This window comes from Geodermatophilus sp. SYSU D00663 (genome assembly GCF_054050655.1).
In genome coordinates, this window is sequence record NZ_JBJGZT010000039.1 from 1 (window position 1) to 24556 (window position 24556).

At 75.5% G+C, this 24556-nt stretch carries 25 protein-coding genes; 17 read left to right on the plus strand and 8 right to left on the minus strand.

Annotated elements, in window-relative coordinates:
- Nucleotides 1–47: 47 nt before the first annotated feature.
- Together ACI79Z_RS21430 and ACI79Z_RS21435 are read right to left on the minus strand one after the other, a co-directional pair.
- Nucleotides 48–482, minus strand: a complete 435-nt coding sequence (locus ACI79Z_RS21430) for an OsmC family protein (RefSeq protein ID WP_387992071.1) — start codon at nt 480–482, stop codon at nt 48–50.
- 100 nt (nt 483–582) lie between these two features.
- Nucleotides 583–1053: a MarR family winged helix-turn-helix transcriptional regulator gene (locus ACI79Z_RS21435; RefSeq protein ID WP_387992074.1), complete on the minus strand. Its 471-nt coding sequence runs from the start codon at nt 1051–1053 to the stop codon at nt 583–585.
- A gap of 198 nt (nt 1054–1251) precedes the next feature.
- On the opposite strand from ACI79Z_RS21435, the gene clpB reads away from it, so the two are divergent.
- The 10 genes from clpB to ACI79Z_RS21485 all read left to right on the plus strand — a co-directional run bounded on the left by clpB (nt 1252) and on the right by ACI79Z_RS21485 (nt 11703).
- A complete protein-coding gene (gene clpB / locus ACI79Z_RS21440) occupies nt 1252–3837 on the plus strand; it encodes an ATP-dependent chaperone ClpB (protein ID WP_387992077.1) in 2586 nt (861 codons plus the stop codon).
- A gap of 137 nt (nt 3838–3974) precedes the next feature.
- Nucleotides 3975–4514, plus strand: coding sequence for a hypothetical protein (locus tag ACI79Z_RS21445; protein WP_456903908.1), 540 nt, complete (start codon nt 3975–3977; stop codon nt 4512–4514).
- Nucleotides 4515–4605: 91 nt separating this feature from the next.
- Nucleotides 4606–5253, plus strand: a complete 648-nt coding sequence (locus tag ACI79Z_RS21450) for a hypothetical protein (protein WP_456903910.1) — start codon at nt 4606–4608, stop codon at nt 5251–5253.
- Nucleotides 5254–5335: 82 nt separating this feature from the next.
- Complete coding sequence (locus ACI79Z_RS21455; protein WP_456903912.1) at nt 5336–6985, plus strand: molybdopterin-dependent oxidoreductase; 1650 nt, start codon at nt 5336–5338, stop codon at nt 6983–6985.
- Between the two features lie 129 nt (nt 6986–7114).
- Entirely contained in the window at nt 7115–7792 is a 678-nt protein-coding gene (locus ACI79Z_RS21460) for a fasciclin domain-containing protein (protein WP_456903914.1), read from the plus strand.
- 67 nt (nt 7793–7859) lie between these two features.
- Nucleotides 7860–8414, plus strand: coding sequence for an orotate phosphoribosyltransferase (gene pyrE, locus ACI79Z_RS21465; protein WP_456903916.1), 555 nt, complete (start codon nt 7860–7862; stop codon nt 8412–8414).
- Between the two features lie 70 nt (nt 8415–8484).
- Entirely contained in the window at nt 8485–9879 is a 1395-nt protein-coding gene (locus ACI79Z_RS21470) for an FAD-binding oxidoreductase (RefSeq protein ID WP_387992094.1), read from the plus strand.
- A gap of 75 nt (nt 9880–9954) precedes the next feature.
- Entirely contained in the window at nt 9955–10989 is a 1035-nt protein-coding gene (gene fbaA / locus ACI79Z_RS21475) for a class II fructose-bisphosphate aldolase (RefSeq protein ID WP_387992097.1), read from the plus strand.
- 3 nt (nt 10990–10992) lie between these two features.
- Nucleotides 10993–11400: a DUF3151 domain-containing protein gene (locus ACI79Z_RS21480; RefSeq protein WP_387992100.1), complete on the plus strand. Its 408-nt coding sequence runs from the start codon at nt 10993–10995 to the stop codon at nt 11398–11400.
- Between the two features lie 159 nt (nt 11401–11559).
- A complete protein-coding gene (locus ACI79Z_RS21485) occupies nt 11560–11703 on the plus strand; it encodes a GPGG-motif small membrane protein (RefSeq protein WP_387992103.1) in 144 nt (47 codons plus the stop codon).
- A gap of 21 nt (nt 11704–11724) precedes the next feature.
- On the opposite strand, the gene ACI79Z_RS21490 is transcribed toward ACI79Z_RS21485, so the two are convergent.
- The 3 genes from ACI79Z_RS21490 to ACI79Z_RS21500 all read right to left on the minus strand — a co-directional run bounded on the left by ACI79Z_RS21490 (nt 11725) and on the right by ACI79Z_RS21500 (nt 14274).
- Nucleotides 11725–12528: an ATP-binding cassette domain-containing protein gene (locus ACI79Z_RS21490; RefSeq protein ID WP_387992106.1), complete on the minus strand. Its 804-nt coding sequence runs from the start codon at nt 12526–12528 to the stop codon at nt 11725–11727.
- A complete protein-coding gene (locus ACI79Z_RS21495; RefSeq protein WP_387992109.1) occupies nt 12525–13571 on the minus strand; it encodes an ABC transporter permease in 1047 nt (348 codons plus the stop codon). Before ACI79Z_RS21495 ends, ACI79Z_RS21490 begins: the two co-directional genes overlap by 4 nt.
- A gap of 88 nt (nt 13572–13659) precedes the next feature.
- The gene (locus tag ACI79Z_RS21500) at nt 13660–14274 is read right to left on the minus strand and encodes a hypothetical protein (protein WP_456903921.1); all 615 of its coding nucleotides are present in this window, start codon (nt 14272–14274) and stop codon (nt 13660–13662) included.
- Nucleotides 14275–14341: 67 nt separating this feature from the next.
- Between ACI79Z_RS21500 and ACI79Z_RS21505 the strand changes: the two genes are divergently transcribed.
- The gene (locus ACI79Z_RS21505) at nt 14342–15631 is read left to right on the plus strand and encodes an adenylosuccinate synthase (protein WP_387992115.1); all 1290 of its coding nucleotides are present in this window, start codon (nt 14342–14344) and stop codon (nt 15629–15631) included.
- Nucleotides 15632–15706: 75 nt separating this feature from the next.
- Here the strand turns inward: ACI79Z_RS21505 and ACI79Z_RS21510 are convergent, their stop codons facing one another.
- Complete coding sequence (locus ACI79Z_RS21510; protein ID WP_387992118.1) at nt 15707–16708, minus strand: glycerophosphodiester phosphodiesterase family protein; 1002 nt, start codon at nt 16706–16708, stop codon at nt 15707–15709.
- Between the two features lie 162 nt (nt 16709–16870).
- Between ACI79Z_RS21510 and rsgA the strand changes: the two genes are divergently transcribed.
- The 3 genes from rsgA to ACI79Z_RS21525 all read left to right on the plus strand — a co-directional run bounded on the left by rsgA (nt 16871) and on the right by ACI79Z_RS21525 (nt 19713).
- Nucleotides 16871–17902, plus strand: coding sequence for a ribosome small subunit-dependent GTPase A (rsgA, locus tag ACI79Z_RS21515; protein WP_387992121.1), 1032 nt, complete (start codon nt 16871–16873; stop codon nt 17900–17902).
- A gap of 78 nt (nt 17903–17980) precedes the next feature.
- The gene (gene purD, locus ACI79Z_RS21520) at nt 17981–19240 is read left to right on the plus strand and encodes a phosphoribosylamine--glycine ligase (RefSeq protein WP_456903924.1); all 1260 of its coding nucleotides are present in this window, start codon (nt 17981–17983) and stop codon (nt 19238–19240) included.
- Complete coding sequence (locus tag ACI79Z_RS21525) at nt 19237–19713, plus strand: hypothetical protein (RefSeq protein ID WP_456903926.1); 477 nt, start codon at nt 19237–19239, stop codon at nt 19711–19713. Before purD ends, ACI79Z_RS21525 begins: the two co-directional genes overlap by 4 nt.
- Here the strand turns inward: ACI79Z_RS21525 and ACI79Z_RS21530 are convergent.
- On the minus strand, nt 19617–21053 hold the full coding sequence (locus ACI79Z_RS21530) for an AI-2E family transporter (RefSeq protein ID WP_456903928.1): 1437 nt from the start codon (nt 21051–21053) through the stop codon (nt 19617–19619). The two genes, ACI79Z_RS21525 and ACI79Z_RS21530, sit on opposite strands and share 97 nt — an antisense overlap.
- Before the next feature lie 101 nt (nt 21054–21154).
- Between ACI79Z_RS21530 and purB the strand changes: the two genes are divergently transcribed.
- From purB to ACI79Z_RS21545, 3 genes are read left to right on the plus strand one after another with little or no spacing between them, the layout of a single operon-like run.
- Nucleotides 21155–22462: an adenylosuccinate lyase gene (purB, locus tag ACI79Z_RS21535; RefSeq protein WP_456903930.1), complete on the plus strand. Its 1308-nt coding sequence runs from the start codon at nt 21155–21157 to the stop codon at nt 22460–22462.
- The gene (locus ACI79Z_RS21540) at nt 22459–23322 is read left to right on the plus strand and encodes a phosphoribosylaminoimidazolesuccinocarboxamide synthase (protein WP_456903932.1); all 864 of its coding nucleotides are present in this window, start codon (nt 22459–22461) and stop codon (nt 23320–23322) included. Before purB ends, ACI79Z_RS21540 begins: the two co-directional genes overlap by 4 nt.
- On the plus strand, nt 23322–24077 hold the full coding sequence (locus ACI79Z_RS21545) for an alpha/beta fold hydrolase (RefSeq protein WP_456903934.1): 756 nt from the start codon (nt 23322–23324) through the stop codon (nt 24075–24077). The genes ACI79Z_RS21540 and ACI79Z_RS21545 overlap by 1 nt, the downstream gene beginning before the upstream one ends.
- 9 nt (nt 24078–24086) lie before the next feature.
- On the opposite strand, the gene ACI79Z_RS21550 is transcribed toward ACI79Z_RS21545, so the two are convergent.
- Nucleotides 24087–24482: a hypothetical protein gene (locus ACI79Z_RS21550; RefSeq protein WP_456903936.1), complete on the minus strand. Its 396-nt coding sequence runs from the start codon at nt 24480–24482 to the stop codon at nt 24087–24089.
- Nucleotides 24483–24556 lie beyond the last annotated feature (74 nt).

Consider the following 24556-nt stretch of genomic DNA (forward strand, 5'->3'; position numbering starts at 1 on the left):
GACGGCCCGCTCCCCGGCTGGGGAGCGGGCCGTCGTGCGTCCCGGGGTCAGGAGTCCAGCTGGGCGTCCAGCGTGATGTCGACGGCGGCGAGCGCCTTGCTGACCGGGCAGCCGACCTTCGCCGCCTGCGCGGCCTTCTCGAACCCGTCGGCGTCGAGGCCGTCGACCTCGGCGCGCACGGTGAGCTTGATCCCGGTGATGGTGGCGCCGTCCTGGAGGCCGAGCGTGACGTCGGCCGTGACCTCGAGCGACTGCGGCGTGCCGCCGGCCTTCGCGATCTCGTTCGACAGGGCCATCGAGAAGCAGGCGGAGTGGGCCGCGGCGACGAGCTCCTCGGGGCTGGTGGAGCCGCCGGCCTCGTCGGAGGTCCGCTTCGGCCAGCTCACGTCGAAGGTGCCGAGCTTCGAGCTGGACAGCTCGACCTGGCCGGATCCGTCCTGGAGGGTGCCGTTCCAGGCGGTGCGGGCGGTGCGGGTGGGCATCGGGCTGCCTTCCGGTCGGGGGGCGCGCCGGCGTCGTCTCGCCGGCGCGCGGGACCCCGCGGCCCTACCCCGGCGGGTTGCGGGCAACCCACCGCCCGGGTCACACGGCGCGCGGCGCCTCGGTGACCCGCTGGGTCAGCACGTTGAGCGTCTGCTTGAGGTCGGAGAAGGACTCCACGTCCAGGTCGAGCGCGCAGATCATGTCCTGCGAGATGGCGAAGGCCTTGTCGCGCAGGGCCCGGCCGGTGTCGGTGAGGGCGATGGCCACCGACCGCTCGTCCTCCACGCGGCGGTGGCGCGTGACCAGCCCGGCCGCGGTGAGCCGCTTGAGCAGGGGGGACAGGGTGCCGCTGTCGAGCGCCAGGCGGGCGCCGAGCTGGCCGACGGTCTGGTGGTCCTCTTCCCAGAGCAGCATCATCACCAGGTACTGCGGATAGGTGAGCCCGAGCTCCTCGAGCATCGGCCGGTACCGGGCGGTCATCGCGCGGGACGCTGCGTACAGCGCGAAGCACAGCTGATCGTCCAGAGCCACGCTCGGGGCAGGGCGGCGCGGGTCTCCGGTGGTCGTCATGCCTTGAGTGTAGGGACCATCCGGTCGCGTGGCATGCAGTTGTGCCGGATGTCAACCCCTCGGGGCGCCTCCTCGACCACCTCCTGCCCCACGAGGCAAGTTGAGCGGAACAGACTCAACCCCTGGTCCGTTGCACCGGTCGACAGGATCCCCCGCCGGGACCCCGGCACGCCCAGGAGAGGACCGAGCGCACCGACCATGGAGAGCAAGCTGACCACCCGTTCGCAGGAGGCGTTCGCGGCCGCCCAGCGGCTGGCGGTCGACCGGGGGCAGGCGGCGCTGGAGCCGCTGCACCTGCTCGTGGCGCTGCTGCAGCAGAGCGACGGCATCGCCGGCCCGCTGCTGACCGCCACCGGAGCGGACCCGGCCGACGTCCGGGCCAAGGCCGAGGCCGCCCTGCGCCGCATGCCGAGCGTCAGCGGCGCCACCGTCGCCGCGCCGTCGCCGTCGCGTGAGCTGCTGCGGGTGGTCAACGCCGCCGGCGAGCAGGCCAGCGCGCTGGGCGACGAGTACGTCTCCACCGAGCACCTGCTGGTCGGCCTGGCCGGCTCCGGGGGCGAGGCCGGCACGGTGCTCACCAGCGCCGGTGCCACCCGCGACGCGCTGCTGGCCGCCTTCCGCACCGTGCGGGGCAACCGCAGGGTCACCACGGCCGACCCCGAGAGCACCTTCCAGGCGCTGGAGAAGTTCGCCGTCGACCTCACCGAGCGCGCCCGCGAGGGGAAGATCGACCCGGTCATCGGCCGGGACACCGAGATCCGCCGCGTCGTGCAGGTGCTCTCCCGCCGCACCAAGAACAACCCGGTCCTCATCGGCGAGCCCGGCGTCGGCAAGACGGCGATCGTCGAGGGCCTGGCCCAGCGGATCGTGGCCGGCGACGTCCCCGAGAGCCTCAAGGGCAAGCGGCTGATGGCGCTGGACCTGGCGAGCATGGTCGCCGGCGCCAAGTACCGCGGCGAGTTCGAGGAGCGGCTCAAGGCCGTCCTGCAGGAGATCGCCGAGTCCGAGGGGCAGGTCGTCACTTTCATCGACGAGCTGCACACCATCGTCGGCGCCGGCGCCACGGGCGACTCGGCCATGGACGCCGGCAACATGATCAAGCCGATGCTCGCCCGCGGCGAGCTGCGCATGGTCGGCGCGACCACGCTCGACGAGTACCGCGAGCACATCGAGAAGGACCCGGCGCTGGAGCGCCGCTTCCAGCAGGTCTTCGTCGGCGAGCCCTCGGTCGAGGACACGATCGGCATCCTGCGCGGGCTCAAGGAGCGCTACGAGGTGCACCACGGCGTCCGGATCACCGACGCCGCGATCGTCGCCGCCGCCACGCTGTCGGACCGGTACGTCACGGCCCGCTTCCTCCCCGACAAGGCGATCGACCTGGTCGACGAGGCGGCCAGCCGGCTGCGCATGGAGATCGACAGCCGCCCGGTGGAGGTCGACGAGGTCGAGCGCGCCGTGCGCCGCATGGAGATCGAGGAGATGGCGCTGGAGAAGGAGGACGACCCGTCCTCGCTCGACCGGCTGGCCGCGCTGCGCGCCGACCTCGCCGACCGGCGCCAGGAGCTCGCCGAGCTGACCGCGCGCTGGCAGCAGGACAAGGGCGCGATCGTCCGCATCCAGCAGCTCAAGGAGGAGCTGGAGCGGCTGCGCACCGAGTCCGCGCGCGCCGAGCGCGAGGGCGACCTCGCCCGCGTCGCCGAGCTCCGCTACGGCGTGATGCCGCAGCTGGAGAAGGACCTCGCCGCGGCCGAGGAGTCGGTGGCCGCCCAGGCCTCCATGCTCAAGGAGGAGGTCGGCCCCGACGACATCGCCGAGGTCGTCCAGGCCTGGACCGGCATCCCCGCCGGCCGGCTGCTCGAGGGGGAGACGGCGAAGCTGCTGCGGATGGAGGACGAGCTCGGCAGGCGGGTCGTCGGCCAGCCCGACGCCGTCCGCGCCGTCTCCGACGCCGTCCGCCGCGCGCGGTCGGGCATCGCCGACCCCGACCGGCCCACCGGCTCGTTCCTGTTCCTCGGCCCCACCGGCGTCGGCAAGACCGAGCTGGCGAAGGCGCTGGCGGAGTTCCTGTTCGATGACGAGCGGGCGATGGTCCGCATCGACATGAGCGAGTACTCCGAGAAGCACTCGGTGGCCCGACTGGTCGGCGCCCCTCCGGGCTACGTCGGCTACGAGGCAGGCGGCCAGCTCACCGAGGCGGTCCGGCGGCGGCCCTACACCGTCGTGCTGCTCGACGAGGTGGAGAAGGCCCACCCCGACGTCTTCGACGTGCTGCTGCAGGTCCTCGACGACGGCCGGCTCACCGACGGCCAGGGGCGGACGGTGGACTTCCGCAACACCATCCTGATCCTGACCTCGAACCTCGGCTCGCAGCTGATCGCCGACCAGTCGCTGCCGGAGGAGGCGCGGCGCTCCGCGGTCATGGACGTCGTCCGGTCGCACTTCAAGCCGGAGTTCCTCAACCGCCTCGACGACGTCGTGGTGTTCCGGGCGCTGGGCAGCGAGGAGCTGGCCGGGATCGTCGAGATCCAGGTGGGCGTGCTCGCCCGCCGGCTGGCCGCCCGCCGGCTGACGCTGACCGTCACCGACGCCGCCCGCGAGTGGCTGGCGCTCAACGGGTTCGACCCGGTCTACGGCGCCCGCCCGCTGCGCCGCCTGGTGCAGTCGGCGATCGGCGACCCGCTGGCCCGCGCGCTGCTGGCCGGGGACATCCGCGACGGCGACGAGGTCGTCGTCGACGCGCCGGACGACCTGGCAGAGGAGGGCCTCACCGTCCGCCGCGGCTGACGCGAGGAGCTCCTCACCCGGGCCCGCCGTCCCTCGGGGCGGCGGGCCCGTCGCGTCCCCGGGGCGGGATGCGGGGAGGCGCCGCGCACGGCACGGGCACGATGGCGGCAGGACGTCGAGGAGAGGAAGGGGACGACGTGACCGAGGAACGGGGAGGACGACTCCCGGGCTACGGGAACGCGCCGTCGGCGCCCGGCGCCGAGCCCCGGCCGCCGGCCGAGCGACCGGTCGCGGTGCGGGTGGGGATCGGCGCGTTCATGGCCGCGCTGATCCTCGGCCTGGTGTCCTCGGTGGTCACGCTGTCCGACGTCGACGGGATCGTCGCGGAGGTGCAGGCCGCCGCGGGGGCCGAGGTCCCCGAGTCGACGGCGCGGGCCGCGTTCTGGGTCGGCGCGGGCTTCGGGGCGGTGCTGGTGGCCCTGGAGGCGCTGGTCATCCGGTTCGCCTGGACCGGGCGCAACTGGGCGCGGGTGGTGCTCCAGGTCCTCGGTGCGGTCAACGTCCTCGGCGGGCTGTCCGGCCTCACCGGTCCCGGGGCGACCGGCTCGGGGTTCCTCGGGTCGCTGTCGGTGTTCATCACCCTGATCAGCGCGGTCGGGCTCGTCGCGCTCGCCCTGCGGCCGGCCTCCGAGTGGTACCGGGCCGAGGGGGAGCGCCGGCGGTCGTCCGCCCGCTGACCGCCGGCCGGGCGCGCTGCGCGTCCGGGGGTGGCCGGACGGCGGCCCGTCGATCATGATGCGCGGGCGACCGCCACGGGAGAGGACGGACATGACCGCAGGACAGGGCCCGCAGGGCTGGGACCAGCCGGGGCAGGACCCCTACGGCCAGGGCGCGTACGGCCAGGGCGCGTACGGCCAGGGCGCGTACGGCCAGGGCCCCCACGGGCAGGGCGCCCACGGCGGGTACGCGTCCGCGCCGGCGGCGCCCGACGGCTTCGGCGCGCCCGCCCCGGTCGAGCGCCCCTCGGCCGTGGTGCTGGGCGTGGGCGCCTTCGCGGCCACGCTCGTCCTGGGCCTGGTGAACGCCCTGGTCACGTTCGCGGACGTCGACGGCTTCATCGCGCAGGTGCAGGCGGCCTCGCCCGACGTCGCGATCAGCGAGTCGGCGGCGCGGGCCGCCCTGGTCGCCGGCGCCGGCTTCGCGCTGGTCCTGGTGGCGCTGCAGGTCCTGTTCCTGTGGTTCGCGTGGAAGGGCCGCAACTGGGCGCGGATCGTGCTCTGGGTGCTGGGCGGCCTGGGCGTGGCCGGCTCGCTGGTCGGCTTCCTCGGCGGCGGTGCCCCGACCGTCTCGGGCCTGCTGACGGTGCTGTCCCTCGCCTCGCTCCTGCTCACCGTGGTCGGCATCGTGGCGCTGGCGCAGAAGCCGGCCAGCGCCTGGTACCGCTACCAGGGCTGGCGGCGGGCACAGGGACGCTGATCCGTCGCACGCGATCAGATCTCGTCATCATCTCGTCACCTCCGGTGGTGAACCGCTTGCCCGGCCGGCCCGAACGCCGGACGTGACCACCACCGAGCAGGCCACCGCGCCGGCCACCGGGCCGGACGGGGCCGCCCGCCCCGCCGGCCGCGGCACGCGCCGGCTGCTCGCCGCCCTCGCCGGGCTGCCGGCCGCCGCGGTCGCGCTGGGCGTGGCCGAGCTGGTCGCCGCGTCCGTGGGGCCGGCGTCCTCGCCGGTCGTGGCGGTCGGCGACACGGTCATCACCCTGGTCCCCGAGCCGGTGAAGCAGTTCGCCGTCGCGACGTTCGGCGAGGACGACAAGGTCGCCCTCGTCGTCGGCACGCTGGTCCTCGTCGGGCTGTACGCGGTGCTCGTCGGGCTGGTGTCGCTGCGCTCCCGGCGGACCGGCGTGGCGGGGATCGCGCTGTTCGGCGCCGTCGGCGCCCTCGCCGCGGCCACCCGGCCCGCGGGCGGCCCGCTGGACGCGCTGCCCTCCGTCGTGGGTGCGGGGGCCGGCGTCGTCGCCCTCCTCCTGCTGGTGGCCCCGCTGACCGTGCCGGCCCCCCGGAGTGACGACGAGGCGGTCAGGGACCGGCGGCCCGGCGCGCCGCCGACGGCCGACCGCCAGGGCGCCGGGATGGACCGCCGCCGCTTCGTCCTCACCGGCGGCGCCGCCCTGGGCGCGGCCGCGGTCGCCGGCGGCGGCGGGCGGTTGCTGCAGCGCCGGTTCGACGTCAGCGGTGCCCGCGGAGACCTCACCCTCCCGACGCCGTCGTCCCCGGCCGCCGCGCTGCCCCCGGGCGCCGACCTCGCCGAGCGCGTCGAGGGGCTGACGCCGCTGTTCACGCCCAACCGCGACTTCTACCGGGTGGACACCGCGATCACCGTCCCGCAGATCCGCCCCGCCGATTACCGGCTCGAGCTGACCGGGATGTTCGACTCCCCGCGCACGTACACGCTCGCCGACCTGTTCGACCGCGACGACGTCGTCGAGCGCGACGTCACGCTCACCTGCGTCTCCAACGAGGTCGGCGGCGGTCTGGCCGGCACCGCGCGCTGGACCGGCGTCCCGCTCGGCGCCCTCCTCCGCGAGAACGGCGTCTCCGACCGCTCCGACCAGCTGGTCTGCCGCTCGGCCGACGGCATGACCATCGGCGCGCCCACCCGCGCGGCGCTGCAGGTCGAGGACGCGATGATCGCCTTCGGGATGAACGGCGAGCCGCTGCCGGTCGAGCACGGCTTCCCGGTCCGGATGCTCATCCCGGGGCTGTACGGCTACGTCTCCGCCTGCAAGTGGATGACCTCGATCGAGGCCACCACCTACGACGCCTTCGACGCCTACTGGGTCCAGCGCGACTGGGCCGCCCAGGGCCCGGTCAAGGTGGCCTCCCGGATCGACACCCCGGCCCCCCTGCGCCGGTTCCGGGCCGGCCGGCGCCCGATCGCCGGCGTCGCCTGGGCGCAGACCCGCGGCATCGCCCGGGTCGAGGTCCGGGTCGACGACGGCGAGTGGCGGGAGGCCGAGCTCGCCCCGGCGGTGGACGCCGACGTGTGGCGGCAGTGGCGGCTGCCCTTCGACTTCGCCCCCGGCTCCTACCAGCTCACCGTCCGGGCCACCACGGCCGACGGCGAGGTGCAGACCGGGGAACGCGCCCGGCCCTTCCCGAACGGGGCCAGCGGCCTGCACTCCATCCGGGTGATCGCGACCTAGCGGCCCCCGCCCCGCGGGGCGGCACCCGGCACACCCCAGAGCCCGTCTCGGCCACCCGGCCGCAGACGCCTCTCCCGACCCCTCGAACGGGCCGGGGGACCATGGACCGACGACCGAGGAGCACACCCCGTGAAGAGCACCCTGACCCGCGGCCTCCTGCTGGCCTCCGCCTCGACCCTCGCGGTCACCCTGAGCGCCTGCGGCTCGGAGGACACCGGCGCGGCCTCCGACAGCCCGCCCTCCGCCAGCAGCTCGCCGGCGGCGGACGGCGCCGACTCGACGGGGAGCAGCAGCCCGATGGCCGAGCCGGCGTCCGACGAGCCCTTCGGGGCCGCCTGCTCCTCGGTCCCGGCCGACGGCGAGGGCAGCTTCGCCGGCATGACCGACGACCCGGTGGCCACCGCGGCCAGCAACAACCCGATGCTGTCGACGCTGGTGCAGGCGGTCACCCAGGCCAACCTGGTGGACACGCTGAACACCACCGACGACATCACCGTCATCGCCCCGGCCGACCCGGCGTTCGAGGCGATCCCGGCCGACCAGCTGCAGGCCGTGCTGGCCGACCAGGCGATGCTGACCCAGGTCCTGACCCACCACGTCATCCCGGGCCGGCTCTCGCCGGACCAGCTGGCCGGCACGCACACCACCGTGGCCGGCGACGAGGTCACCATCGAGGGCTCGGGCGAGAGCTTCACCGTCGCCCGGACCGTCACCGGCACCCCGGCCTCGGTGATCTGCGGCAACGTGCAGACCGCCAACGCCACCGTCTACGTCGTCGACCAGGTCCTGGCGCCCGCGCAGGGCTGAGGCGCGACGGCCACCGGCCCGGTTCCCTCGCGGGAGTCGGGCCGGAACCGTGCGTAGATTCGCCTCCATGACGGCGCCCGCTGCCCAGCCCGACCGCGACCGCCTGCTCGAGCTGGTCGTCGACCTCGCCGTCGTCCACGGGCGGGTCACGCTGTCCTCCGGGCGCGAGGCCGACTGGTACATCGACATGCGCCGGCTGACCCTCCACCACGAGGGCGCGCCGCTGGTCGGCCGGGTGATGCGCCAGCTCACCCGCGACCTGCGCTACGACGTCGTCGGCGGGCTCACCCTCGGAGCCGACCCGGTCGCCACGGCGATGCTGCACGCCGCCGCCGACGGCGAGGGCTTCCTCGACGCGTGCGTGGTCCGCAAGGCCGGCAAGGCGCACGGGCTGCAGCGGCGGATCGAGGGGCCCGACGTCGCCGGGCGGGCGGTGCTCGTCGTCGAGGACGTCTCCACCACCGGCAGCAGCCCGCTGACCGCCGTCGAGGCGCTGCAGGAGGCCGGGGCCGAGGTCATCGCCGTCGCGGTGGTCGTCGACCGCGGCGGGCGGGCCGCCGTCGAGGCCGCCGGCCTGGAGTACCGCGCCGCCTTCGAGCTGTCCGACCTCGGCCTGTCGTAGCCGCGCACTCCCGCGGAGGAGCACGGGACGTCGCCGCGGACGTGCCCGGGATCGGCCGTACGGTGTGGCGGTGACCACACTCGCCACCGCGTGGGTCGACGAGCTCGCCGCCGTGCTCGGCCGCGACGGCGTCCTCACCGACCCCGACGTCACCGCCGCCTACGCCCGTGACCAGGCGATGCTCGCCGAGGCCGGCACCCCCGCCGCGGTCGTCCTCCCCCGGAGCACCGACGACGTCGCCGCGGTCATGCGGGTCGCCTCCCGGCACGGCGTCCCGGTCGTCCCGCGCGGCGCGGGCTCGGGGCTGGCCGGCGCGAGCAACGCCGTCGACGGCGCGATCACCATGGTCATGACCCGCATGGATGCCGTCCTGGAGGTCAGCGCCGCCGACCGGCTCGCCGTCGTCCAGCCCGGCGTGGTCAACAAGCAGCTGCGCGACGCCGTCGCCGGCTCCGGGCTGTTCTACCCGCCGGACCCCTCCAGCTACGACTGGTGCACGATCGGCGGCAACCTCTCGCAGAACTCCGGCGGCCTGTGCTGCGTGAAGTACGGCGTCACCACCGACTACGTGCTCGGCCTCGAGGTGGTCCTCGCCGACGGGCGGGTGCTGCGCACCGGGCGCCGCACGGTCAAGGGCGTCGCCGGCTACGACCTCGCCCGGCTGTTCGTGGGCTCGGAGGGCACCCTCGGCGTCATCACCGAGGCCACGCTCGCGCTGCGCCCGGCGCCGCAGCAGCCGGTGACCCTGGTGGCCACCTTCGCCACCACCGCGCAGACCGGGCAGGTGGTCGAGCGGGTGGTGACGTCCGGGCTGGTGCCCAGCCTGCTGGAGGTCATGGACAACACCTGCATCTGCGCCGTCGACGACCTGCTGCACGCCGACCTCGACCGGGCCGCGCACGCCCTGCTCGTCGCGCAGTCCGACGCCGGGGGAGAGGCGGCGCTCGCCGAGGTCGAGGTGCTGGCGCGGCTGTGCCGCGAGGCCGGCGCGGAGCTCGTGCACACCACCGCCGACCCCGCCGAGGGCGACCTGCTGCTCGCCGCCCGCCGGATGGCGCTGCCCGCGCTCGAGCAGCTGGGCAGCACGCTCATCGACGACGTCGCCGTGCCGCGCTCGCGGATCGCCGAGTTCCTCGACGGCTGCGACGGCATCGCCGTGCGGCGGGGACTGACCATCGGCGTCGTCGGGCACGCCGGCGACGGCAACATGCACCCGACGGTCTGCTTCGACCCCACCGACCCCGACCAGCGGGCGCGGGCGTTCGCCGCCTTCGACGACGTCCTGGAGCTGGGCCTGGCGCTGGGCGGCACGGTCACCGGCGAGCACGGCATCGGCTCGATCAAGGTCGAGTGGCTGGAGCGCGAGATCGGCGAGGTGTCGCTGGACGTACACCGCCGGATCAAGGACGCCCTCGACCCGGCCGGCCTGCTCAACCCCGGCAAGGTGCTGCGCCGCAGGGGTTGAGACGGGGGCCTGTCGGGGGTTCCGCGCCCGGGAGATACTGACCGCCGACCAGCGTCGATCGACAGGAGTGCCCCGATGCCCATCGCGACCCCCGAGGTCTACGCCGACATGATCAGCCGGGCGAAGGAGGGCGGCTTCGCCTACCCGGCCATCAACTGCACCTCGTCGGAGACGATCAACGCGGCCCTCCGCGGGTTCGCCGACGCGGGCAGCGACGGCATCATCCAGTTCTCCACAGGCGGCGCGGAGTTCGGCTCCGGCACCCGGGTCAAGGACATGGTCACCGGCGCCGTCGCGCTGGCCGAGTTCGCGCACGTCGTCGCCGAGAAGTACCCGGTCAACGTCGCGCTGCACACCGACCACTGCCCCAAGGACAAGCTGGACTCCTACGTCCGGCCGCTGATCGCGCTGTCGAAGGACCGGGTCGACGCCGGCCAGGCGCCCCTGTTCCAGTCGCACATGTGGGACGGCTCGGCGATCGACCTGGAGGAGAACCTCCAGATCGCCGAGGAGCTGCTCGAGAAGACCGCGGCGGCCAAGATCGTGCTCGAGCTGGAGATCGGTGTCGTCGGCGGCGAGGAGGACGGCGTCGCCCACGAGATCAACGAGAAGCTCTACACCGCCCCCGGCGACTTCGTGGCCACCGCCAAGGCGCTCGGCCTCGGGGAGCGCGGCGTCTACCTGCTGGCGGCGACCTTCGGCAACGTCCACGGCGTCTACAAGCCGGGCAACGTCAAGCTGCGCCCGGAGGTCCTCAAGCAGGGCCAGGAGGTCGTGTCGCAGGAGTTCGGCCTCGGGGACGGCGGCAAGCCGTTCAACTTCGTCTTCCACGGCGGCTCGGGCTCGCTGCAGTCGGAGATCCGCGAGGCGCTGTCCTACGGCGTCGTGAAGATGAACGTCGACACCGACACCCAGTACGCCTTCACCCGGCCGATCGCCGGGCACATGTTCAGCAACTACGACGGCGTGCTGAAGATCGACGGCGAGGTCGGCAACAAGAAGACCTACGACCCGCGCAGCTACCTCAAGGCCGCCGAGACCGGCATGGCCGCCCGCGTCGTCACCGCGTGCGAGGACCTGCTGTCGGCCGGCCAGTCGCAGGGCGCCTGAGCCGTGACCCACGCGCACCAGAACCTGCTCGGCGAGCCGCCGGCCACGCTGCTGCCCGGCGACCCCGAGGCGGAGGCCGCGCTGGCGGCCGGCACGGACCCCGCCGAGGTCGCCGCCGGCCACCCGCGGGCCAGCGCGGCCTGGGCGGCGCTGGCCGAGGCCGCGCTCGCGGACGGCCGCACCATCGAGGCCTACGCCTACGCCCGCACCGGCTACCACCGCGGCCTGGACGCGCTGCGGAAGAACGGCTGGCGGGGCCACGGCCCGGTGCCGTGGTCGCACGAGCCCAACCGGGGCTTCCTGCGCTGCGTCACCGTGCTCGCCCGCGCCGCCGAGGCGATCGGCGAGACCGACGAGCAGGAGCGCTGCACCCAGCTGCTGCGCGACTGCGACCCCTCGCTCGCACCCTGACCCGGGCTCCTTCCCCGGGACCCGGCCCGGATCACCCACGGTCACCGTGACGGGTGAGGCCGCCCCCGCACCACTGCGTTCACCGGGCGGGGCGGCCTCGCCGGGAGAACACTCCGTGACCAGCGCGCCCCGCCGGGGCGCCCGTCACAGGAGGTGTCCGTGGCAACGCTCCTCTGGATCCTCGCCGTCGTCCTGGTGGTCGCCGGCATCTTCGCGATCCTCCGCAAGCAGCTGCTCTGGGGCATCGTGCTGATCGTCGTGGGCCTGCTCGTGGGCCCCGGCGGCGTCAGCCTCTTCACCTGACCCACCCCCGGGCTCGGCGGCCTAGCGGTCGCCGAGCTCGGGGTGCAGCTCCTGCAGGCGGGTGGTCAGCGCGGTGAGCTCCTCACCGCCGGCCATGAGCCGGGTGAGGTCGTCGGCGTCGACGTCGGCGCGGGTGAGGTCGCCGGCCACCTGGCCACGTGCCAGCAGCAGGAAGCGGTCGCCCACCAGGTGGGCGTAGCGCGGGTTGTGGGTGACGACGACGACGGCGAGCCCCTGCGCCCGCGCGCCGAGCACCGCCTGCCCGACCAGCGTGTGCTGGGCGATGGTCATCGGCTCGGTCGGCTCGTCGATCACCAGCGCCCGCGAGCCGTAGTGCACCGCCCGCGCGATCGCCAGGCTCTGCCGCGACCCCGGCAGGAGCGTGTTCACCGGCTGGTCGGGGTCGATGCCGGTGACGCCGATGCGGTCCAGGGCGCGCACGGTGGTCTCCCGGGCGGCGTCGACGTCCAGGCGGCGCAGCGGCCACGGCCGGCGGGTCGGCTCGGCGCCCAGGCACAGGTTGCGCCACACCGGCAGCAGCGGCGCAACGGCGAGGTCCTGCCAGACCGTGGCGATCCCCGCCGCCCGCGCCGCCCGGGGGCTGCGGAAGCGCACCGGGACGCCGTCGAGGAGCAGCTCGCCCTCGTCGTGCCGGCGCAGCCCCGACAGCACCGACACCAGCGTCGACTTGCCCGCGCCGTTCTCGCCGAGCACGCAGGTGATGCGGCCGCCCTCCAGCGCGACCGCGACCCGGTCCAGCGCCGGCACGCCGCCGTGGCGGACGCTCAGCCCGCGCAGCTCCAGCACCGGTGGCACGGCGGTCACGAGCGCGGCGCGGCCCGCAGCCGGGCGCGCACCACCCCTCCCACCAGCAGTGCGACCAGCAGCACGACGCCGAGCAGCGCCTGCGACCAGCGCGGGTCCCACCCGGCGAGCTCCACGCCCTCGCGGGCGGCGGCGTAGAGCAGCGCGCCGACCGCGGCGCCGGCCATCGACCCCTGCCCGCCGGTCAGCAGGCAGCCGCCGATCACCGCGACCACCACGTAGTCGATGGCGCTCACCAGGGCCGGGGTGGCGCCGACGCTCGCGGCCGGCACCAGCGCCAGCGTGCCGAGCAGCCAGCCCGCGGTCGCGGTGAGCGCGTAGAGCACCAGCGTCGTCCGGCGGACCGGCACGCCCAGCTCGCGGGCCGCCCGGCGGGAGCCGCCCATCGCCAGCACCTCGTTGCCGAACCGCGTCCGCCACAGCAGCCAGCCGGCGCCCGCGGTGACGGCCAGCCACCACAGCAGCGACACCGGGAAGGTGCCGCCGCCCACCTCGGCGGTGGCGCCGAACACGGCGGACGCCGAGGACCAGCCGGGCGCCTCGTCCAGGCCGCTGATCCGCGGCGCGCCCGCGACGAGCGGGACGCCGGACAGGGTGGTGCCCTGCAGCACCAGCGCGGTGGCGAGGGTGGCCAGGAAGCTCGGCAGCCCGGTGCGCACCACCAGCCAGCCGTTGACCAGCCCGACGGCGAGGGCCGCGGCCAGCGACGTCGCCAGCGCGGGCCAGATGCCCCACCCGGCGGGGCCGGCGAGCAGCGCGGTGAGGACGGCGCTGCCGAGGGTGACGGTGCCGATCGACAGGTCGAAGTGGCCGCCGACCATGAGCAGGCCCACCGCCACGCCGCCGATGCCGAGCAGCGCCGCGGCGTCGAGGACCCCGCCCAGCCCGGCCGGCGTGAGCAGGTCGGGTGTCCGGAGCCCGAACAGGACGAGGACGATCACCAGCCCGAGCACCGCGACCAGGCTGGGCCGGGCGAGGGCCCGGTCGAGCAGCCGCCGGCGCGGCGGGGCGACGCGGAACGCGGGCAGGCGGTCGACGGTCACCGGGCCACCGGGGGGAACGGTCGCAGGAGGGCCTCCTCGGTCTGGAGTCCCTCCAGTGTCCACGACGGCGGCCGCGATCGCGTCCCCCTCAGGGGCGCAGGCGCCAGCGCACCCGGTCGTCGGCGTACCAGGTCCAGCGGGAGACCGGCCGCGGGTAGGGGACGCCGTCGCGGGTGACCCGGGCCGGGTCGCTGGCCAGCTGCAGCGCGCGGCCGGAGCTCCGCCGCGGCGGGCGCATCAGCTGCGGGGAGACGACGACGCGGATCGTGTCGACGGCGGTCCAGTCCGGCCGCACGTCGATCCGCGCCACCATCCCGTCGGCCACCCGGGCGTCGTCGTGGTGGGCCTGCACGCCCAGGCGCGCGGCCAGCGGCAGCCGTCCCTTCCCGGCGGCCTCGTAGCGGCCGTGCTGCAGCAGCACCCCGCCGTGGTCGTCGCGGACCAGCGACAGCTCCCGCTCCCCGCCGCTGCCGATGCCCAGGTCCCGGGCCAGCCCCCGGGAGGCGCTGTCGTCGGCGGGGTCCCAGGACACCGGGACCTCCGCCGTCCGGCCGGCGGCGTGCAGCACGGCCAGCACGCCCGCGAGCGCCGGCACGGGGCCGCGCACCAGCAGGGAGTCCGCGTCCGGCGCCTCGGCGAGGACGGCCCGCTCGGGCGCCCGTCCGGGCGCGAGACCGCGCAGGTCGAACTCGACGAGGGGCATGCCGATACCCTGCCACCTGCCAGCCGGTCGACCGCCGGTGACGAGTCCTGAGGGGGACGACAGCGAGATGCCGGCAGTCGTGCTGATCGGCGCCCAGTGGGGCGACGAGGGCAAGGGCAAGGCCACCGACCTGCTCGGGGGGCGCGTGCCCTACGTGGTCCGCTACCAGGGCGGCAACAACGCGGGGCACACCGTCATCACGCCCGACGGCGAGCGCTACGCCCTGCACCTGATCCCGTCGGGGATCCTCACGCCGGGCTGCACGCCGGTCATCGGCAACGGTGTCGTCGTCGACCCGCAGGTGCTCATCGGGGAGCTCGCGGGGCTGGAGGAGCGCGGGGTCGACACCTCGCGGCTGGTCATCTCGGCCGACGCCCACCTGATCATGCCGCACCACCGCGCGCTGGACCGCGTCACCGAGCGGTTCCTCGGCAAGCGCAAGATCGGCACCACCGGTCGCGGCATCGGCCCCGCGTACGGCGACAAGGTCGCCCGCACCGGCATCCGGGTGGCCGACCTGCTGGACCTGTCGATCCTGCGGCAGAAGCTCGAGGGCACCCTGATCGAGAAGAACCAGGTCCTGGTCAAGGTCTACAACCGCAAGGCCATCGACGTCGACGAGGTGGTCGAGGAGTACGCCGGCTACGCCGAGCAGCTCAAGGGCCGCATCGCCGACACCCGGCTGATGCTCGCCGACGCGCTCGACGCCGGCGAGTGGGTGCTGCTGGAGGGCTCGCAGGGCACCCTGCTCGACGTCGACCACGGCACCTATCCGTTCGTGACGTCGTCCAACCCGACGGCCGGCGGCGCGGCCACCGGCAGCGGCATCGGCCCCACCCGCATCTCCCGGGTGGTCGGGATCCTCAAGGCCTACACGACCCGCGTGGGCTCGGGCCCGTTCCCGACCGAGCTGTTCGACGCCAACGGCGAGTACCTGCGCAAGCAGGGCGGCGAGGTCGGCGTGACCACCGGCCGCGACCGCCGCTGCGGCTGGTTCGACGCCGTCGTCGCCCGCTACGCCAGCCGGGTCAACGGGATCACCGACTACTTCCTCACCAAGCTCGACGTGCTCTCCGGGCTGGAGACGGTGCCGATCTGCGTCGCCTACGACGTCGACGGCGTCCGGCACGAGGAGATGCCGATGACCCAGACCGGCTTCCACCACGCGAAGCCGGTGTACGAGGAGATGCCGGGCTGGTCCGAGGACATCCGGCACTGCCGCTCCTTCGACGAGCTGCCCGCCGACGCGCAGGCCTACGTCCGCCGCCTCGAGGAGCTCTCCGGCGCGCGGATCAGCGTGATCGGCGTCGGCCCGGGCCGTGACGAGAACGTCGTCGTCCACGACCTGATCGACTGACGGAGGACCCCCTGCCCCCGCCACTCGCCGGCTCGCGGCGGGACCCTGCGGGGCCTCCCCGTCGGGCGACTCCGGTCAGGCGGCGGTGTCCACCGCGGTGTCGATCGCGGGGGCGGCCGTCTGCTCCAGCTCGGCGCGGGCGGCGACGACGACGTCGGGGTTGTCGGTGATGATCCCGTCGACCCCGAGGGCGAGCAGCAGCCGCGCGGCCCCGAGCGCGTCGCCCCGGGCGGCCGGGTCCTCGCTGCTGCGCAGGTGCAGCGGGAGGAACTCGTTCTCCGCCGCCAGCGTCCACGGCACCACCGTGAGGCCGGCGGCGTGCGCGCGGGGCAGCAGGTCGGACACGCCGGTCATCCGCTGGTCGGCGTCGCGCAGCAGGACGTGGTCCACGCAGGGCGCGATGCCCTGCGCGTAGGTGGACACCGCGCGCAGCCCGGCGTTGGTGAGCAGGTGGTCGTCGCAGGCGGTGACGTCGACCAGCTGGAACATGGTCGGGCCGTCGTCCCCGAGGTCGGCGCGCAGCCGGCGCAGGGCCGCGGCGTCGAACGACTGGACGACGACGGTGCCGTCCGGGGAGGTCGCGTCCAGCCGCCGCAGCTCGGCGGCGACCAGCTCGACCATCGGCTGGCCGCGCTCGGCCGACCAGCTGGGCTTCTTGAGCTCGGCGAGCACGCGCACCTGCCGCAGCGGCGTCGACCGCCGGCGGGCCAGCTCCACGACCTCCTCGAGGGTGAGGACCCCGAACTGGCCGTCGTAGGCGGTGTTGAGCGGGCGCAGGTCCGGCCGCCGCTCGACGGCGCGCAGGGTGCGCAGCTCGGCGAGGGTGAAGTCCTCGGCGAACCAGCCGGTGCGCCGCTTGCGGCCCACCCGGCGGGTGGTGCGGCGGTCGGCGAACTCCGGCCGGGTGGCGACGTCGGTGGTGCGCGACAGCTCGTTCTCGTGCCGCGCGATCAGCGCGCCGTCCTTCGTGACGACGATGTCGGGCTCGATGAGGTCGGCGCCCATGTCGATGGCCAGCTCGTAGCTGGCGATCGTGTGCTCCGGCCGGTAGGCGCAGGCACCGCGGTGCCCCACCACGAGAGGACGGGAGGACCGGGCCACGGCGGGAGTCGCAAGCGACTCGATCGCGTGCATGCCATCCAGAACACCCGACGGAGGTGTCGGGATGGCGAACGCGGACTGGCGAGTCTCTGAGAATTGGGAGGACACCGCGCTGACCTGCGCGGGACCATCCACCCCGTGACACATCTCTCAGGGATCGGCTGGTCCCGGGCGCGTCTGGAGCAGCTCCCGCCGGGGACCGAGCCCGGACGGGTGGCGCGGGTCGACCGCGGCCGGCTGACCGTGCTCACCGCCGACGGCGAGCGGCGCGTGCACCCCGCCGCCGCGCTGCACGACCCCGACGGCGTGGCGGCACCCGCGGTCGGCGACTGGGTGGCGCTGCGCGGGGAGCTCGCCGTCGCGCTGCTGCCCCGCACCTCGGCGTTCACCCGCACGGTCGCCGGGCGCACCTCCGCCGCGCAGGTCGTCGCCGCGAACCTGGACCTGGTCCTCGTCGTCGACGCGCTCGCCGGCCCGACCCGGGCCCGCCGCGTCGAGCGCTACCTCGCCGTCGCGTGGGGGAGCGGGGCGACGCCGGTCGTCGTCCTCACCAAGGCCGACCTGTGCGACGACGTGGCCGCCGCCGTCGCGGAGGTGGCCGAGGACGCCGTCGGCGCGCAGGTGCTGGCCGTCAGCGCGCGCACCGGCGCGGGCCTGGACGCGCTGCGGGCGCTGCTCGGGCCCGGCGTGACGGCGGCGATGGTGGGGCCGTCCGGCGTCGGGAAGTCCTCGCTGGCCAACGCGCTGGCCGGCCGCGAGGTGGCGCCCACCCGGGAGATCCGGGAGGCCGACGGCCGCGGCCGGCACACCACCACCTCCCGCGAGCTGCACGTCCTGCCCGGCGGCGGCCTGCTCGTCGACACCCCCGGCATGCGCGAGCTCGGCCTCCACGACGACGAGGGCGTGGACACCGCCTACGCCGACGTCGCCGAGCTGGCCGCCCACTGCCGGTTCCGCGACTGCGAGCACCGCACCGAGCCCGGGTGCGCCGTCGCCGCGGCGATCGACGAGGGCCGGCTCGACCCGGGCCGCCTGCTGGGCTGGCGCAAGCTGCAGGCCGAGGCGCGCCGCCAGCTGCTGCGGGCCGACGCCCGCGCCCGCGCCGCCGAGCACCAGCGGGTCAAGGCGCTGCACCGGGCGTACCGCTCCCAGCCGAACCGGGTGCGGTAGCAGGCCCCGTCCAGGGCACCGCCCCGAGCGTGCGAGGGGTGGGGAGGACGGGGTCCTCCATGGGTAGGGTCGCGGTCCGTGCGCGTGCTCGTGATCGGCTCCGGTGCCCGGGAGCACGCCCTGTGCGTCGCTCTGCAGTCCGACCCCGCGGTGACCGCGCTGGCCTGCGCGCCGGGCAACGCGGGCACCGCCCGCATCGCCGAGCAGGCCGCGCTCGACGTCGCCGACCCGGTGGCGGTGGCCGCGCTGGCCACCGGCTGGGCCGCCGACCTGGTCGTCGTCGGCCCCGAGGTGCCGCTGGTCGCCGGCGCCGCCGACGCCGTCCGCGACGCCGGCGTCGCCTGCTTCGGCCCGTCGCAGCAGGCCGCGCAGATCGAGGGCAGCAAGTCCTTCGCCAAGCACGTCATGGCCGCCGCCGGGGTGCCGACCGCCCGCTCCTGGCCCGTCGGCGGGCCCGCCGAGCTGGAGACGGCGCTCGACGAGGCAGGCGCGCCGTACGTGGTCAAGGACGACGGGCTGGCCGCCGGCAAGGGCGTCGTCGTCACGACCGACCGGGACGCCGCGGTCGCCCACGGGCACCGGGTGCTCGACGCCGGGGGAGCGGTGCTGGTCGAGGAGTACCTCGACGGCCCCGAGGTGTCGCTGTTCGCCGTCACCGACGGGACGACGGTGCTGCCGCTGCTGCCCGCGCAGGACCACAAGCGCCGCGACGACGGCGACGCCGGCCCCAACACCGGCGGGATGGGCGCCTACGCCCCGCTGCCCTGGGCGCCGCCGGGCCTGGTCGACGAGGTGCTGGCCACCGTGCTGCAGCCGACCGTCGACGAGATGCGCCGCCGCGGCGAGCCGTTCAGCGGGCTGCTCTACGCGGGCCTGGCGCTGACCTCGCGCGGTGTGCGGGTGGTCGAGTTCAACGCCCGCTTCGGCGACCCCGAGACCGAGGTCGTCCTGCCGCTGCTGGAGACCCCGCTGGCCGGGCTGCTGCACGCCGCGGCCACCGGCACGCTCGCCGGCCACCCGCCGCTGCGCTGGCGGTCCGGCGCGGCCGTCACCGTCGTCGTCGCCGCCGCCGGCTACCCCGAGGCGCCGCGCACGGGCGACCCGGTGACCGGCGCCGACGGCGAGGGCGTGCTGCACGCCGGCACCACCGTCGACGCCGAGGGGACCGTCCGCTCGGCCGGCGGGCGGGTGCTCGCGGTGACCGCGACCGGCGCCGACCTCGCCGCGGCGCGGCAGGCGGCCTACGAGCGGGTGGCCGCCGTCCGGCTCGCCGGCGCGCACTGGCGCAGCGACATCGCGCTGGCCGCCGTCGAGGGCCGGATCGCGGTCCCGGGATGACCGACCCGGCCGACGCGGTCTGGAACCGCGCCTGCGACCCGGACGGGCCGTCCCCCCACCCCGGCGACGCCGCCCTCGCCGCGGTCCTCCTCTGCCACGGGATGGCGGTGAACGGCGGCCTGCTGCACGCGGTGCAGGGCCTGGAGCCCGATCAGGTCGAGCGGGCGGTGGCCGGGTTCCGGCTGTTCGGGCTGGACGCGGCCGCGGAGGCCGTGGCGGACGTCGCGCGGCAGGCCACCGGGCTGGGGGAGGACGACCTCGACGCCGCCGAGCGGCTGGAGGTCGAGGCGGACCGCCGCTACGCCGCCGCGCTGCCCGAGTGGGACGAGACGGTCGAGCGGGCCTTCCGGGAGCACCTCCGCCGCTCCCCCGGGGACTATGCGCCCGTCCAGCCCCGGACCCCGACCGCCGGGCGGGCCCGCTCCGGGCGCGGCTCGGGCGGCCGCGGGCCGTCGTGGCGCCGGGACAGGTAGGTGCCGGCGACGTTCGCGCAGGCCACCACCGGCACCGCGATCAGCGCGCCGAAGATCCCGGCGACGAGCAGGCCGGCGGCGATCGCCAGCACGACCGCCAGCGGGTGCACGTGCACCGCCTTGCCCAGCAGCAGCGGCTGCAGGACGTGCCCCTCGAGCTGCATGACCAGGACGACGATCGCCAGCGCGATCAGTGCCTTGATCGGGCCGACGGCGACCAGCGCGACCAGCACCGCGATCGAGCCGGCCAGGAACGACCCGATGATCGGGATGAACGCGCCGAGGAACACCAGCGCGGCCAGCGGGATCACCAGCGGCACGCCGAGGACCGCCAGGCCGATGCCGATGCCGACGGCGTCGACCAGCGCCACGGCGACGGTGGCGCGGACGTAGGAGATGAGCGTGCGCCACGACCGGCGGGCGGCCTCGTCGATGAACGCGCGCGAGTCGCGGGGGAACAGGCCGACCAGCCACAGCCAGATGGACCGGCCGTCCTTGAGGAAGAAGAAGAGCGTGAACAGCGCCAGGACGACGCCGGTGAACACCTCGCCGACCGTGGCGGCCGTGGTGAGCGCGCCGGTGGCCAGCGTCTCCCGGTTGGACACGATGGCGTCCTGGGCGGCGGTCACCGCGTCGTCGATCTGCCGCTGGGTGACCGGGAAGGTCTCGACGACGAAGTCGCGGATCTGGTCCAGGCCCTGGCTGACCTGGTCGGCGAGGTCGGAGAAGCCGGCGCTGAACCGCTCGACGACCAGCGTGATGATCCCGGCGACGACGGCCAGCCCGACCAGCAGCATCGCCATCGCGGCCAGCGACCGCGGCCACCCGCGCCGGATGAGCGCGGCCGCACCCGGCTGCAGCAACGCCGCCAGCAGCAGCGCGACCATGACCGGGACGATCACCACGGCGACGTACGCCGCCGCGTAGAGCAGCACGTACAGCCCCGCGAGGACGACGATCAGCCGCCACGACCAGGCCGCCGCCGTGCGCAGCGCGCCGGGCACCGCGGCGTCGCCCTGCGGGGCCTCGCGGCCCGGGCCCAGCAGCCGGCGGCCGCGCTCGGCGGCCCGGTGCGGGCGCCCGCCTTCCGGGGGGCCGCTCACCCCGCCCGCGCCCAGCGGCCCGTCGAGGTCGGGGGCGCCGGGCTCGGGACTGCCGAGCGGCGGCTCACCGTCGGTCAGCGGGTCGACGGGACCGGCGTCGGCCTCGTCGTACACCTCGTCGTGCACCAGGATCGCCCGGTCGTCGTCGCGCTCGGGCCACGCGTGCGGGTCCCGCTCACCCGCCGCCCGGATGCGCTCACGCGCGCGGGCGACCAGGGAGCCGGCCTGTCGCAGCATGGGGTCCTCCGCGGTCGGTGGGGGCCGTTCTCGATCACGCTAGCGCTGCGGGAGGATGCTCCCGTGTTCCGACGACTCGACCGGCTGCCGGGGGTACCCGCGTGATCGACCGCTACACGCTCCCCGAGATGGGCCGGGTCTGGAGCGACGAGCACAAGTACGAGCTGTGGTGCCGGGTGGAGACGCTGGTGCTGGAGGCGCACGCGGCCGCCGGGCGGGTCCCGGCCGACGTCGTCGAGCCGGTGCGCAACGCCCCTCCGCCGACCGCCGCCCGCGTCGCAGAGATCGAGGAGACGACGCAGCACGACGTCATCGCCTTCCTCACCGCCTGGGCCGACAACACCGAGCCCCGCTCGGCGGCGGCCTACGTGCACCACGGCATGACGTCGTCGGACCTGCTCGACACCGCGCTCGCCGTGCAGCTCACCGAGGCCACCGACGTGCTGCTGGCCAAGGCCGACCGGCTGGTCGCCGCGCTGCGCCACCACGGCCTGGCGCACCGGGAGACCCTGCGGGTCGGGCGCACGCACGGCGTGCACGCCGAGCCGGTGGTGTGGGGGCACCGGGTGGCCGACCTCGCGTTCGCGACGGCCCGCTCCCGCGACCGGCTGCGCGCGGCACGCGAGCGGGTCGGCGTCGTCGCGATCTCCGGCGCCGTCGGCACCTACTCGCTCATCGACCCGTCGGTGGAGGTCGTGGTCGCCGAGGCGCTCGGGCTGCGGCCGGCCGACGCCTCCACCCAGGTGGTCATCCGCGACTCGATCAGCGAGTGGGTCGCCGCGCTGGCGGTCATCGCCACCGTCTGCGAGACCATCGCGCTCGAGGTCCGGCACGGGCAGCGCACCGAGGTGCGGGAGCTGTCGGAGGCCTTCGGCTCCGGCCAGAAGGGCTCCAGCGCGATGCCGCACAAGAAGAATCCGATCCGCTCGGAGCGGATCGCCGGGCTCGCCCGGGTGGTGCGCGCCGCCGTCGTCCCGGTGATGGAGGGCATCCCGCTGTGGCACGAGCGGGACATCTCGCACTCGTCCACCGAGCGGGTGTTCCTCCCCGACGCCGCGATCACCACCGACTACCTGCTGCACCTGACCACCGGCCTGGTGGAGAACCTGGTCGTCGACGTCGACCGGATGCGGGCCAACCTCGACCTCACCGGCGGGCTGATCTACACCTCCGCCGTGCTGCTGGAGCTGGTCGAGTCCGGGCTCTCGCGCGAGGACGCCTACGCGCTGGTGCAGGGCGCGGCGATGGAGACGTGGAACTCCGGGACGCCGTTCCGGTCGACGCTGCGGACCCGCGCGGACTCCTCCGGCGTGACGCTCGACGAGGCGCGGCTGGACGAGATCTGCCGCCCCGAGGGCTACGTGCGCAACCTCGGCCCGCTGTTCGACCGGCTGGCCGCGCTGACGTGACCGTGGACCTGCCCCTGGTCGCCCGCGGCAAGGTGCGGGAGGTCTACGACGCCGGCGACGACCGTCTCCTGCTGGTCGCCTCCGACCGGATCTCGGCCTACGACCACGTGCTGCCGACGCCGATCCCGGACAAGGGGCGGGTGCTCACCCAGCTGTCGGTGTGGTGGTTCGAGCAGCTGACGCCGGTGCTGTCCGCGTTCGGCGCCACCCACCACCTGGTGTCGGCCACCGACGTGCCGGCCGGCGTCGCCGGGCGGGCGATGCTCGTGCGGCGGCTGGACATGCTGCCGGTCGAGTGCGTGGCGCGGGGCTACCTGTCCGGCTCGGGGACCGTCGAGTACTCGCGCACCGGTTCCATCCGCGACGTGCCGCTCCCGCCCGGGCTGGTCGAGGGCTCGCGGCTGCCGGAGCCGGTGTTCACGCCGTCGACGAAGGCCGAGGTGGGGGAGCACGACGAGGCGATCGACTTCGCGCGCGTGGTGTCCCTCGTCGGCGCCGCGCGGGCGGAGGAGCTGCGGGAGCTGACGCTGGCGCTGTACCGGCGGGGCGCGGAGGTCGCCGCGGGGGCGGGCATCCTGCTGGCCGACACGAAGTTCGAGTTCGGCCTCGGTGCCGACGGCGGCCTGGTGCTCGGCGACGAGGTGCTCACGCCGGACTCGTCGCGCTTCTGGCCGGCGTCGTCGTGGGCGCCCGGGGCCCCGCAGCCCTCGTTCGACAAGCAGTACGTCCGCGACTGGCTGACCTCCTCGGGCTGGGACCGCGTCTCGCCGCCGCCGGAGCTCCCCGACGACGTCGTCGCCGCCACCCGCGAGCGCTACGTCGCCGCCTACGAGCAGCTGACCGGCACCTCCTTCCGCTGATGCGGACGCGCGCGGGCATCGAGTACCGCTCCGGCGGGTCGGGCGGGGACCTGCTCCTGCTGCTGCACGGGCTCGGCGCGACCGGCGCGGTGTGGGACCGGCTGCTGCCGCTGGTCGAGCGGTCCTGGCCCGGGTCCTGGGCGGTCCCCGACCTGCGCGGGCACGGCCGCTCGGTGGCCGAGCCGCCCTACGGGTACGCGGTGCACGCCGCGGACGTGGCCGCGGTGGCGGCCGACCGCGGGGCCACGCGGGTGACCGTGCTCGGGCACTCCTTCGGCGGCGTCGTCGGCGCGGTGCTCGCCGGCGGCTGGTACGGCGTCGACGTCGTCCGGGTCGTCGCCGTCGGGGTCAAGATCGACTGGACCGACGACGAGGTCGCGCGGGCCCGCTCGCTGGCCGGCCGCCCGCCGCAGGTGTTCCCGACCGCCGCCGAGGCCGCCGCGCGGCACCTGCGGCTGGCCGGGCTGACCGGACTCGTGGACCCGGCCTCCGAGGTGGCGCTCGCCGGGGTCCGCGAGGCCGGCGGCGGGTTCACCGCGGCGCTGGACCCGCGCGCGTTCGGCGCCGTCGGCCCGCCGGTCGAGGAGGTCCTGTCCCGCGCGGAGGCGCCGCTGCGGCTGGCCGCCGGCGCGGCCGACCCGATGGTCGGTCTCGACGCGATGCGACGGGTCGACCCCGGCGCGGTGCTGCTCGAGGACACCGGGCACAACGCGCACTGGGAGCGCCCGGACGAGGTCGTCGCGCTGCTGCGCTGACGGCGCCGGTCAGATCGACGCGGCCGGCGACTCGGCGCCGAGCCACTCGCGGAAGACCGGCACGACCCGGTAGGCGTAGGTCTGGGTGGTCCACCCGCGGGTGTCCGTGCAGCTCGTCGTCGTCACGACGCCGGCGGTGCTCGTCCCCGACACCGGGCCGCCGGTGCAGGTGCCGCTGGTCACGGGACTGGGACCGGTCCCGCTGTAACGGCGGACGACGTAGCCGGTGACCGGCTGGCCGGCGAGGGTGACGGCGGGCCAGGAGACGGTCACGGTGCCGGTCAGGCCGTTGCGCGAGAGGGTGGGCAGGGGACCCGGCGACAGCGCGGTGGCCGCGGCGGCCGGGCCGCCACCGCCGGAGGCGACCCAGCCGGCCGACGCCTGCTGGGGGCCGGCGAGCAGCACGGCACACGCGAGGGACGCGACCAGGGCGCCGGCGCGTACGGGCAGCGGAGCTCGCGGTGCACGGCGCGCGGCGG